Source organism: Atopobium sp. oral taxon 199 str. F0494 (assembly GCF_000411555.1).
GTDB lineage: Bacteria > Actinomycetota > Coriobacteriia > Coriobacteriales > Atopobiaceae > Lancefieldella.
This window is the reverse complement of record NZ_KE150486.1, coordinates 109,538-121,732: the sequence shown is the minus strand read 5'-3', so window position 1 is coordinate 121,732 and position 12,195 is coordinate 109,538. Positions and strand designations below refer to the sequence as shown.

Annotated in this window: 11 protein-coding genes; 3 read left to right on the top strand and 8 right to left on the bottom strand. The window is 50.1% G+C overall.

Features of this window, described 5'->3' with window-relative positions:
- Positions 1–88 precede the first annotated feature (88 nt).
- On the top strand, positions 89–1,561 hold the full coding sequence (locus HMPREF1527_RS00485) for an aminopeptidase (RefSeq protein ID WP_016476740.1): 1,473 nt from the start codon (positions 89–91) through the stop codon (positions 1,559–1,561).
- Between the two features lie 3 nt (positions 1,562–1,564).
- Here the strand turns inward: HMPREF1527_RS00485 and HMPREF1527_RS00480 are convergent, their stop codons facing one another.
- Genes HMPREF1527_RS00480 through HMPREF1527_RS00460 form a run of 5 tightly spaced genes read right to left on the bottom strand, consistent with a single transcriptional unit; the run spans position 1,565 to position 5,374 of the window.
- Positions 1,565–2,128, bottom strand: a complete 564-nt coding sequence (locus tag HMPREF1527_RS00480; RefSeq protein ID WP_016476739.1) for a hypothetical protein — start codon at positions 2,126–2,128, stop codon at positions 1,565–1,567.
- Between the two features lie 27 nt (positions 2,129–2,155).
- Positions 2,156–3,013: a PTS system mannose/fructose/sorbose family transporter subunit IID gene (locus HMPREF1527_RS00475; RefSeq protein WP_016476738.1), complete on the bottom strand. Its 858-nt coding sequence runs from the start codon at positions 3,011–3,013 to the stop codon at positions 2,156–2,158.
- Positions 3,014–3,015: 2 nt separating this feature from the next.
- Positions 3,016–3,786: a PTS sugar transporter subunit IIC gene (locus HMPREF1527_RS00470; RefSeq protein ID WP_016476737.1), complete on the bottom strand. Its 771-nt coding sequence runs from the start codon at positions 3,784–3,786 to the stop codon at positions 3,016–3,018.
- Positions 3,787–3,809: 23 nt separating this feature from the next.
- Positions 3,810–4,292, bottom strand: a complete 483-nt coding sequence (locus HMPREF1527_RS00465) for a PTS sugar transporter subunit IIB (RefSeq protein ID WP_016476736.1) — start codon at positions 4,290–4,292, stop codon at positions 3,810–3,812.
- Between the two features lie 32 nt (positions 4,293–4,324).
- On the bottom strand, positions 4,325–5,374 hold the full coding sequence (locus tag HMPREF1527_RS00460) for a winged helix-turn-helix domain-containing protein (protein ID WP_016476735.1): 1,050 nt from the start codon (positions 5,372–5,374) through the stop codon (positions 4,325–4,327).
- Between the two features lie 326 nt (positions 5,375–5,700).
- Between HMPREF1527_RS00460 and glmS the strand changes: the two genes are divergently transcribed.
- Positions 5,701–7,530: a glutamine--fructose-6-phosphate transaminase (isomerizing) gene (glmS, locus tag HMPREF1527_RS00455; RefSeq protein ID WP_035433770.1), complete on the top strand. Its 1,830-nt coding sequence runs from the start codon at positions 5,701–5,703 to the stop codon at positions 7,528–7,530.
- Between the two features lie 168 nt (positions 7,531–7,698).
- Here glmS and fba read toward each other — a convergent pair whose 3' ends face one another.
- Positions 7,699–8,571: a class II fructose-1,6-bisphosphate aldolase gene (gene fba, locus HMPREF1527_RS00450; RefSeq protein WP_016476733.1), complete on the bottom strand. Its 873-nt coding sequence runs from the start codon at positions 8,569–8,571 to the stop codon at positions 7,699–7,701.
- A gap of 207 nt (positions 8,572–8,778) precedes the next feature.
- On the opposite strand from fba, the gene HMPREF1527_RS00445 reads away from it, so the two are divergent.
- Positions 8,779–9,738 carry a hypothetical protein gene (locus tag HMPREF1527_RS00445; protein ID WP_016476732.1) on the top strand — a complete coding sequence of 320 codons (960 nt, stop codon included), beginning with the start codon at positions 8,779–8,781 and terminating at the stop codon, positions 9,736–9,738.
- A gap of 11 nt (positions 9,739–9,749) precedes the next feature.
- Here the strand turns inward: HMPREF1527_RS00445 and HMPREF1527_RS00440 are convergent, their stop codons facing one another.
- Both HMPREF1527_RS00440 and rpsA read right to left on the bottom strand, forming a co-directional pair.
- Positions 9,750–10,337 (bottom strand): isochorismatase family protein, encoded by a 588-nt coding sequence (locus HMPREF1527_RS00440; protein WP_016476731.1) that lies wholly within the window; start codon positions 10,335–10,337, stop codon positions 9,750–9,752.
- A gap of 257 nt (positions 10,338–10,594) precedes the next feature.
- Entirely contained in the window at positions 10,595–11,905 is a 1,311-nt protein-coding gene (gene rpsA, locus HMPREF1527_RS00435; RefSeq protein WP_016476730.1) for a 30S ribosomal protein S1, read from the bottom strand.
- Between the last annotated feature and the right edge of the window lie 290 nt (positions 11,906–12,195).

Below are 12,195 nucleotides of genomic sequence, written 5' to 3'. Positions count from 1 at the left end.
GGTAACAAACTATGAAATTGAAGGGTCTCTTAAAAACCACTATGCTTGACTAGATTTTGATATATCAACGCCAATGCAAGGAGAATCTATGGAACGCCCTAGCGCATGGAAGTCTTACTCACCAGAACAGCTTGACGAGCTGCACTACTTCAGTGAAGGATACAAGGCGTTCATCTCCGACAACAAAACCGAACGCGAGTGCGCCGCAGCGGCTATCCGTCTTGCCGAAGAGGCTGGCTACATTCGCCTTTCTGATGCCATAGCAGCCGACCAAAAACTCAAACCCGGTGATAAGGTCTACGCCGACATTCGCGGTAAATCCGTCATCTTTATACAACTAGGGACACAGCCGCTTCAGAGCGGCCTCAATATTCTCGGAGCTCATATTGATTCGCCACGACTCGACGTCAAGCAAAATCCTCTGGAGGAGCGCAGCGAAATCGCAACGCTCGACACGCATTACTACGGCGGCGTAAAGAAGTATCAGTGGGTTACCATTCCCTTGGCCATTCACGGTGTCGTTGCTCTGAAAGACGGTTCAACCATCACTGTCACAGTTGGCGAAGACGACGAAGACCCTGTTTTTTGCATCTCTGACCTGCTTATCCATCTAAGCCGTGAGCAACTCGGCAAGAAGGCTTCCGACGTTATCGAAGGAGAAATGCTCGATTTGATTGTCGGCAACCGCCCTCTTGTTCTTGACGAGAAGAGCCGTGAAACTGACGGCGGCGGTGCTGGCGCAGGTGCCCATAACGCCTCTACTGACAGCGCGTGCAAAGCCGATAGACCCTCTGCACAAGAGGCTGTTAAAGCCTCTATACTCTCACTGCTCAAAGACACCTACGGCATTGAGGAAGAAGATTTCCTTTCGGCCGAACTTGAAATCGTTCCCGCAGGCGCCGCGCGCGACATGGGCTTTGACCGCTCAATGATTCTAGGTTATGGCCATGACGATCGCTCCTGCGCTTATCCGTCGCTCATCGCTCAACTTGACTCGGGAACAACCGAGCGCGCTGCCGTTACCGTGCTTGCCGACAAAGAAGAAATCGGATCGCGCGGCGCAACGGGTATGACCAGCCGTTTCTTTGAAAATACGATTGCTGAGGTCCTAGAGCTCGCAGGCGAAGGCGGCAGCCTGGCACTCCGGAGATGCCTCGAAAACTCCCGCATGCTTTCAAGCGATGTATCCGCCGCATTCGATCCTAATTTCCCAAACAGCTTTGAAGCAAAGAACTCGGCGTTTATGGGTCACGGCCTTGCATTCAACAAGTACACAGGCAGCGGCGGCAAGGGCAACTCAAACGATGCAGATGCCGAATATATCGCGCTGATTCGCCAAATCATGGACGGAGCCGGCATTGCGTGGCAGACTGCTGAGCTGGGTCGCGTTGACGCAGGCGGCGGCGGAACCATCGCCTATATGCTTGCCCGCTACGGCATGCAGGTCATTGACTGCGGTGTTCCGGTACTTTCCATGCACGCTCCTTGGGAAATCGCAAGCAAGGCGGATCTCTACGAAGCCTATCGAGGATATGTAGCGTTTTTGCGCCGCTCTGTGTAGGCTTCAAGACAGACGCGCGTGTGTGACTTTATCATATAACTCCTTATGAAAAGCCCTTGCAGCATCTTTGTTAGAAAACGCATGAAGCGGAACAATAAGCGCCTCATCGCCTCGTTGGAATATGAACATGTCAGGATATGAACTGAAACAAGTGAATTCACCATAGGGAACTAGGTGTCGTTTCTTCCTTTCTGCTGTTTTCTCTGTAACGAGAAGTCCATTGTCCTGAATGGTATATATGACCGGATACACCGCTTGAACAACCGGCGTATCCTTTTGCGCTTTACAAATTGTTTGGTACATGATGTAAGACCATAAAGACTTTGCGACCACCATGATCCACATGACGCAAATCAGTAATACCGATAGGACAATCCAGGTATTTTTAGATGCATTGAAGAAAAAGAGAAGGCTTACCAACAGACACGGCGGGGCAATGTAAAAGAAAAGCCGTATGCCACGTACACTCTTCTCACTTTCAGCTCTATGAGCCAGAAAGTGAAGATATTCATCAGATGTAAGCAGCACCTCAACCGAGGTGCTGCTTTTTGGAGCAAATACTGTCACAGAAACTCTTTTCCAACTTCCAACAACTTATACAGCAAGAATGGTAGTAAAGTAACCGACGATAGCTATGGCAAGAAACAGGAGCATCGTCTTGCCTGCTGACCAACTCTTTTTCACCATAAGCCAATAGGTAAAGAACGCAAAGAGAAGTACTGGCAAGCCCGGCAAAATGGAATTGAAGATAGCGGCAAGATTTACTTGCAAATCGCCACTGGTATACACAAGACCAATGTTGAACTTAGCATAGAGCGCCGTAATGGCGCCAACCACAATGAGTCCCACTGTTTCTGCGGCACGTGTCACGATATCCTTGACTCCGCCCGAAAGCACCAACTCAGCCGCATTTGCGCCAGCCTTAACGCCGTAGGAAAAGAGGAACCAGGTCAAAGGAATCATTATGGCTAAAAAGGTCACGATATAGAAGAGAGGACCGATAACCTCGCCATGCTGACACATGCCAAGCGCAATGCTCAGCAGAATCGGAATGAGCGTACCGGGAAGCAGCGAATCGCCGATTCCGGCAAACGGTCCCATAAGCGCCGTTTTGATAGCATTTATAAACTCAGCAGAAACTTCATCATTACCTTCAGCCTTGGACTTTTCCATGCCAAGCACAATACCCGGAACGATAGCACCTAAAAACGGTTCGGTATTAAAGAAGACTTCGTGGCGCTCCAACATCTCCTTTTGCGCTTCTTTGTCCCCGGGGTACAGGTCATCTCCTACATCGGCAAGCATCTTGATGATGGCTGGTCCTTCCATCCTTTCAAAGTTCTGAACTGAAAGATTGAAAAACATCCAGTCCATATATGCGCGCCTGATAGCAGCTTTACTCAATTTACCCTGAGTTTCAGTGATTTTCTCGTCAATCATGTTATCAGCCATGTTTATTCACCATCCTTAACAGCCTGCGCCGCTGCGTTTCCCTTGTATTCAAGATAAGCAACGCCAAGAGCGAGAATAACAATCGGCACCATGCCAAGCTGTAACACTGACACAAGTACAAAACCGATTGCAAAGAAGATAAGATCGAGATCTTTTTTGCAAATCATACGCATCAACAGCATGAAGCCCACGAGTGGTAACATGTTGGCAAAGATCTGGAGGATAGCAGTGACTTGCTCAGGCATCATACCTACAAGCTGAGCAATAAGATCGGCACCAAAATAGTTAATGAGGAAAATTGGGAAGAAACGCAGAACAAAGTTGGTAACCTGTCCAACAACAGGAATCATCGCAGCTCCCTTGAGATCTCCTGCCTCGATGAGAGCGTCTTGCCGATGAACAAAGAAAAGGTTAATAGCACAAAGACCATATACTGCAAGAACACCAAGAGAGCTCAGAGGCACCGCTAGGGCAAGAGCATATTCCTTTCCGGCGCCTGCAACCATTGCAAGCGGAATGCCAATCCATGCGGCAAAGTTGACATCAGCCGGCATCGTACCACCGGGAGTAACAAGGCCAATATAGAGCATCTGAATAGCTGCACCCATGATAATACCTGTGGGGATATCGCCCAAAATTGCACCGATAATGAAGCCTGATACCAACGGGCGACCAATGGTGTACCAGCCTCCTAGCCCACCGATAAGCACCGGCGAATAGATGGAGCCCATCCATCCAAAAAGAGCAAGGAGTAGCGCCTGAATGATACTCATAACGATCCTTTCTCCTACATCCGCTAAAAGCGGTCTTTAACATCGTTCCACTCAACCACTGGCTGAGAAGGAATCTGCTGGAAATAAACGTGCGCGCCCTTTGCAACCACATCCTTGATGGCCTGTGCTTCATCAGGAAGCAGGTGCGCAGCCGGATGCACCTCAGTTGTACCCTTCCGCTTGGAGACAGGTCCCACATTAAGTTCAAGCGGAAGCTCGGGAACTTTCTCCAATAAGTCGCGATAGGTAACGGGGGTCTTCATAAGCACGAGCGTCGGAACATCATTAGCAAGAGCTGCCTCGATCTTTGGTACAGCTTCGTCGACGGTATACACGCCCGCCTTCATGTTGGCGGGGACCGCTGTTTTGAAAACCGCCTTCAATATCGAATTGCTGGCAGTAAGATTATCAACCACAATAATGTCTTGAATGTGATTGATCTTAACAACCACCGTCATAGTCTGCCCATGAATCAGTCGGTCATCGCAACGAACAAGCGTAATCATGCAAACTCCTTCTCTTAGGCGTCAGCCTTTTCCTAATACACATCCTGAGTTGACAGAATGTCGTAATACAACGCGCTTTGACGCAGCTGACTCACCATTAAAAAAACGTTATCAATATCGGAAACCGCCATTGGCACAAGACTGGGATATGTCTTCTTTCCTGTCGAACCCTGTATCGAAGAAATAAAATTCTTAATCACTTTAAAGGTTTCCTGCCGCTCATCCCTATACAGAAGATATACTGCGCAGATATTAAAAAGCGTAGCGAGAAGAGCTAGAGACTGCGAAAGATGCTCGATTACCTTTGCCTGAGTCTCTCCAGTCCCGAATACCTGGCTGGTTATATCAGTCTGAATCCCATCTTTAAAAGTAACAGGTTCACCGTCTTGCGTAATGGTTAGTAAAATTCTTGATCCAAAGCTGACCACAGCATGATTAAGAGGAGCCTGGTCATCTTGAGTTGCAGCCGTCGCATTGGTACGTATCATTTGCTCAATTCCTGCATTGCCTTCTTCCTCAATAACGGGCACGTCCAAGTGGGATGAAATGAGTTTGACAAGCTGAGCTTTATCAAAAGATATTGCAGAAGGTTCGCCAAAAGATTTATCACAACTGTTTTCTGAAGAGTTATCGAACGTATCTCCAAAAAGGATACCGAAAGCACGAAGTGGGGCTAAAGAACGCCCTGCACTTGAAACCCTCAGCTGCTTCAGGGTTGCAGTGGAAACTGACATTGCATCGAAAACTTCAAGCTCAAAGGTTGTTTTAGAAAGCTGATTGAGCCCCATATCAAACTCAAAAAGCGTTGCCTTGTCTGAGTTGATTGAAAGAACTCCTAGACTCCCAAAACTTGCATTGATAACAAGTGGTATGCGGCTTCTTCCGACCGTCCGTATGTGGTTAGTATCCTCTGCAATAACACCGCGTGTCATAAGTGCAGCTATAACCCGCGTCACGGTACTCGGCGAAAGTCCTGTTTTCTCAGCAAGCTCAACGCGGGACAGAGAGCCATTATCCAGAATGGTTTGAACAACAATACGCCGATTGTTGATGGCAACATCTTTTGTACTTTGTTGCTTCACCCTCATATCTCCTGCGTACACTCAAAAACCTATAGATATACTGAGCTCCTTGCTCATTAGAGCGCATCCCTTAATTTCACTCTGAAAATTAGCATTTAAAAGGAAGATTTTTAATGATTTTTTACAAGCACTACGGTAAACGGTAGGTCTAGTACTTGTAAGCGGTATCTTACTTTATGTCTATGCATATCCCATGCACATCCGGTCTCTGTTTTTCAGTACCACATAAACCTATCGCTGTCCAAACCGCTACAATAGACAACATTGGCATGAAAGATTGCTCCTTTAGCTATATTCACGCTCAGGAGCTTATGATTGGAGTTTACATGTGCGGTATCGTTGGCTTTACTGGTCACCAGCGCGCAAAGAACATTCTCATCCAGGGTCTTGAGCGCCTGGAATATCGCGGCTATGATTCCGCCGGCATCGCACTTCAAAACGCTTCCGACAAAGAACTCACCGTAGTACACCGTGTCGGAAAAGTCGCGGGACTTGCCGAAGCGGTCAAGTATCTCGATAATGAAAGCCCCTGTGGCATCGGACATACTCGTTGGGCAACGCACGGCGCTCCAAGTGAGCGCAACGCCCATCCTCACACCTCCTGCGACAATACAATCGCTGTCGTACACAACGGCATTATCGAAAATTTCGCCGAGCTCCGCGAGCAACTTGAATCACGCGGACACAAATTCCGCAGCGACACGGATACCGAAGTCGTAGCCCATCTTGTGGAGGAAGCTTACAACGGCAACCTTCGCAACGCCGTCGCCAAGGCATGCTCACAGATTGTAGGCACCTACGGCCTCGCCGTTATATGCTCCCAAGAGCCCGGACGCATTGTGGTTACCCGCAAAGATTCCCCTATCGTCCTTGCTCATGGTGAGAAGGGCAGCTATGTTGCATCCGACATCATTGCGGTCATTGAAGCCTCCCGAGACGTTGCTGTCCTTGGCGACAATGAGTTTGCCATTATGGAGCCTGACGGCATCAGCTATACCGACGCTGAAGGCAATCCCGTTCAACCTAAAATTATGCATGTTGATTGGGACGTTGATGTTGCCGAGAAGGGCGGCTACCCCGACTTTATGCTCAAGGAAATCCATGAGCAGCCGCGCGTCATTCGCGACACGCTTGCGGGACGCCTGACTAACGGCGTGCTTTCCATTGACGAGCTGGGCATGACCCTGGAGCAACTTCGTTTAATCGACCGCGTCTACATCATTGCTTGCGGCACCAGCTACCACGCCGGTCTTATCGCCCGCCAACTTATCGAGGGTTGGGCGCGCATACCTGTTGAAGTTGAAGCCGCAAGCGAGTTTCGTTATCGCAATCCTATTATCACTCCGTCAACGCTAGTAGTTGCTGTATCTCAGTCTGGCGAGACCGCTGATACCCTAGCTGCCATCCGCGATGCTCGCATCAAGGGCGCCAAGGTCTTTGGTATCACCAACGTCATCGGCAGTCCTGTAGCACGCGAGTCTGACGGTGTTATCTACACCAAGGCCAACAAGGAAATTGCCGTCGCTTCCACCAAATCATTTTTGGGGCAGATTGTCAGCCTGACACTTCTTGCCATGGTGCTTGCGCAGGCAAAAGGTAAGCTGTCAGTTGCGCAGATACGTCTGCTCTTTAAGGAGCTCGCAGACACCGCCGAGCAAGTTGAAGAAGTCCTCAGTGACACGAAGGCTATCGACGTCGCGGCGCAGGCCTGCAAAGACGCCAATGACGCTCTGTTTATTGGACGCGGTATGGGCGCCGCTATCTGCTATGAGGGAGCTCTCAAGCTCAAAGAGATCAGCTACCTGCATGCCGAGGCATACGCTGCCGGAGAAATGAAGCACGGCCCTATTGCGCTTCTATCTGAAGGCTATCCTGTCATTGCTGTAGCAACAAATTCTCCGGTTTATGACAAGATGATCTCCAATATCCAGGAATCCCGAGCACGCGGCGCCATGATTATTGCCATTGCAACCGAGGGTGATCAGGAAATCAAGAAGCATGCTGACTATATCATCTACGTGCCAAAAGTCAGAGACGCATTCTCACCGATCATTGCCTCGGTACCTCTTCAGCTTTTTGCGCGCTCTGTGGCTCTTGCCCGCGGCTGCGATGTCGATAAGCCAAGAAATCTTGCGAAGTCAGTAACGGTTGAATAACACACGAAGCAAAACGAGACAAAAACTCTTTCAAAAGCCTAACAAATCACGATAAAACGACCCCGAACACCATGTAGATGTTCGGGGTCTCTTCCGGGAAGCAGATTAAAACTCAATACATCAGAACCCGCTCAACGCACGATGTGGTTGCCACCAGACCGATACAGCCTAGTTCCAACCCTTGCCGTCAGAGCCGAACTGCTTGATGAGTTCTTCTGTGCGGGCAGTAATAGCTTCACGACCAGGCTTCAGGAGCTTACGCGGATCGTAGCCCTTGCCCTCTTCAATCTTTCCAGCCTCAACATACTTCTTAGTTGCATCAGCAAAGACAAGCTGAAGATCGGTATTGACGTTAATCTTGGAGACACCCATGGTGATAGCCTTTTGCACCTGCTCAACAGGAATACCCGAGCCTCCGTGCAGAACGAGCGGCAAATCGCCGACCTTATCCTTAATCTTCTGGAGCTGCTCAAAGGAGAGGCCCTCCCAGTTTGCAGGATAAATGCCGTGAATATTGCCAATGCCGCATGCGAGGAAATCAACGCCGAGATTGGCGATCTTCTCGCATTCTTCAGGATCGGCAAGCTCGCCCCTTGCAGTCACGCCATCTTCTGTGCCACCGATGCCACCGACCTCTGCCTCAACAGAAATGCCCTTAGCGTGCGCGGCCTTGATGACTTCTTCGGTGCGCTTGAGATTGGTCTCAAAATCGGGCTCATGGGAGCCATCGTACATAACGGAAGTAAATCCTGCCTCAATCGCCTTGAATGCGTCCTCATAGGAACCATGGTCAAGGTGCATAGCAACGGGAACGGTAATGTTCATATCCTCTACGAGGTCACGAACAAGGTCAGCAACGACGCGATAGCTGATTTGCCACTTTGCCGCGCCGCCGGTGCACTGGATGATAACAGGAGACTGAGTCTTCTCCGCCGCATCTAAAATGGCAGCTGCCCACTCAAGGTTGTTAGTGTTGAATGCGCCGATGCCATAATGACCCTTTTCAGCACTTTGGAGCATAGCTTTTGCGCTTACTAACATAGTAAAACCTCCGTTTGACGGACGACCAATACAACTAAATGATACCGCTATTCTGGGAAAATTATTCCCCGTAATCAAGCTTTGGAAAATTATTTAATCCTGGCTGCGCCGGTTGACATCTTTGAGAAGCGGCGTAACATCAAGTGCTCTACGATTACATCGCCCCCGTTTACCCGGGCTCCTTGTAGTGCGTAGGGAGGAGATACTATGACTTCTTTTAATCGTGAGCGCAACAGTGTGCAAGAACCTCATCACACCTCATGCGACACTTCGAGCGCTGCACGCCATTTTACAGGCTCCGTTGCCGAGAAGAACCCTGCAACCGACAGCTCTGACGAATCCCCCTCACTTTTGAAAGATTTGTCCCTAGCCCAAGTTATCGCTTCATCCTTGGCTGCCGTAACGGCTTTCGCTCTATCGTCACGCATAGGCATTGCAGGCTCCGTCATTGGCGTCGCTGTCGGCGCAGCAGCATCTGGCATCGCGTCTCAAATCTATCAGAATATTCTTAAGAAATCCGCATATACGTTGCGTGGTCTTGCCAACAGCGACAACGATGGTAGCAACGGCAGCAATGACGGTGACGGCAGCAACTCCCCTGCTCGCAGAGTATATGCTGCGGCCTCTGAAAATCATGGTCGTATGACACCGGATAGTCTGTGCCAGCAGGCGGCTCATAACCATAAGGTCAGAATTGCTCGACGCGCAGCCATTGTGTCGGCACTTTTTGCCATTGTCGCGGTACTGCTATATGCACTTCTCGTCAACGTCTTTACACAAGGAACGGGCATCGGTCCTCAAATACACGTTTCGTCAATCGTTTCTTCTTCCGGCAGCGACGCAGGCGAGCAATCCGGCACCTCGGCAGACGACTCAAACAAAAATGACACTCAAGACACGACAGCCGACAAAGAGTTTTCCGACACCAGCGACTCAGAGACTTCAAAGAGCACGTCTAACAAAGACTCGAACAACACTGATACATCATCCACGGACAGCAATTCAACCGATTCGAAAAAGGATTCCGGATCTTCGTCAGATAGCGAATCGACAAGTGATACTTCGAAAACATCACCGTCCAATCAGGGAACTGCCGGCTCCGATTCAACAAACAGCGGAGGCGCAACGGCCAACTCTGACAGCTCTACTTCAAAAACGTCAAACTGAGACCTGAAAACTCAGCGTAAAACTTGAACGCCTGCGTCCTTAAATTCATGGTCGATGAGGGCCTCCACAGTGGCGTGGTTTATTCCCACCGTATAGTCTTGCATGAGATAGGTCTTGAAACCATTTTTTACCGCGTCAAATGCAGTTTCCTTAACGCAATAATCAGTGGCAATACCGCTGATGTAGACGGTATCTACGCCAAGTTTTTTGAGCGTCTCAGCAAGCGAGCTGCCCGTAGCTTCATCTACGCCATCAAAGCCCGAGTATGCCGCCTCATACATACCCTTATGGATACACGCGTCTCTCCCATGTGCCTGTATTGACGATGCGAGTGGCTCCACGATTTTTGCGCCATGCGTATCGGCGACACAGTGACGGGGCCACGTATCAACGTAATCCGGCATATCGGCAAAATGTCTACCTGGATCAATATGCCAGTCCTGCGTGGTAACAATATGCGCGATTCCATTTGCGCCGGCATCGACAAAAGCTGCCAGTCGCCGTGCAAGATCTGTACCACCTTCGACCGCAAGACTGCCGCCTTCCACAAAGTCATACTGAACATCTACGATTATCAGCGTTTCATTATTGCGTGCCATATGACCCCTATCGCCTTCTTTTGTGACTGTCCTTAAGAATCCTAACAGTGTTTCAGTATTTCGTGTTTCAGTATTTCAGTATTTCATGCTTTGTGTTTCAGTATGTACATCTCACATGAAAAAAGGGGCGGTCGAAACCGCCCCTTACTATGCGCATTATAAAGCTGCTTCCACAGCGTTCGTGCTAACAGATGCTGCGCTGCATTTGAGCTTATTTGAAGCCCTTGCGCCAAACTTGAAGCTCTTGCGCCAAACGCTTACTCAGCGCTCTCTTCAGTCACTTCAGCCTCGACGTTCTTCTCGGCCTCGGCCTCAGTGGCCTCAGTCTCCGTATCCGCGGCTTCTTCGGCTTCCATTGCCTCAGCAGCGGCTTCGTCCGCTTCAATGGCTGCCTCTGCTTCAGCGGCGGCAGCCTCAGCTGCGGCGCGCTCCTCTTCCGGAAGAGGCTTAACGTCAATGTCAATGCCAAGCGTCTCAGCAGCAGCTTTCATGGACAGAGAAATGCGGCGGCGATCAAGATCAATCTCCATGACCTTGACCTGTACCTTGTCGCCCACAGTGCATACCTGAGAAGGAGCAGTGACGTGCTGCTTTGCCATCTCGGAAATGTGGACAAGGCCCTCAACACCGTCGCCGAGGTCAACAAAGGCGCCAAAGGTAACGAGCTTGGTAACGGTGCCCTCAACAATAGCGTCAACGGGGAACTTGGAAACGAGAACGCGCCACGGATCCTCGGTTGTCTGCTTGAGACCAAGGGAGATGCGCTCACGGTTCAGGTCAACGTCGAGAACCTGAACCTCAACTTCCTGACCGACCTTAACGACCTCGGACGGGTGATTAACGTGATTCCAAGAAAGCTCGGAAATGTGAACCAGACCGTCAATGCCGCCCAAATCAACGAAGGCGCCAAACTCAACGATGGAAGAAACGGTGCCCTGAAGCTTCATGCCAACCTTGAGCTTGCCCAGGATGTCCTGACGCTCCGCCTTACGAGCCTCTTCAAGAACCACACGACGGGAAAGAACAACGTTGTTGCGGTTGCGATCCATCTCAATAACGCGTGCCTCAATGCGTGTGCCCATAAAGGTGCTGAGATCCTTCACGCGGCGAAGGTCGACAAGGGATGCGGGCAAGAAGCCGCGAAGACCGATGTCAAGGATCAAGCCGCCCTTAACAACCTCAATGACTTCACCCTCAACAGTCTCGCCAGCATTGAACTTCTCTTCAACGGCCTTCCAAGCGCGCTCGTACTCAGCACGCTTCTTTGAAAGGACCAAGCGGCCCTCTTTGTCCTCTTTCTGAAGGACAAGAGCCTCGACCTCTTCGCCCATGGAAACAAGCTCGGAGGGCTCGACATCCTTGCGAATAGAAAGCTCACGAGCAGGGATGACTCCTTCGGACTTATATCCGATGTCAAGCAGGACCTCATCGCGTTCAATCTTGACGACGGTGCCGTTAACAAGGTCTCCCTCGTTAAAATCGGTGACAGTGCCGTCGATGAGATTGTTCATCTCCTCATCGGAGATGTCATCCAGCGCAAAGATGGACGAATTCTGAATCTCACTCAAAGGTGGACCCCTTCCAAAACGGGGCCCCGGTCGTCATGGTCGCTGCCTGCAGTGCCAAATCCTAGTGGGCGTCTACGGAAACTTACATGCTCTCGGGGGCCAATAGATACGGTGCATGTCCTTGTGGGCATGCAGTTCATAAGCATAGCGAAAAGTACCTCTAGCGGCAAGTGTTTCTCGCGAAAAACGCATGAAAACCCGGAGGTTTCACATAAAGCTTTTACACGCTTTTATAAGTTTTTACACAGGCCCCGCGCGAAAGATTGCAGAGGTTTACGCGGAGTTTATCG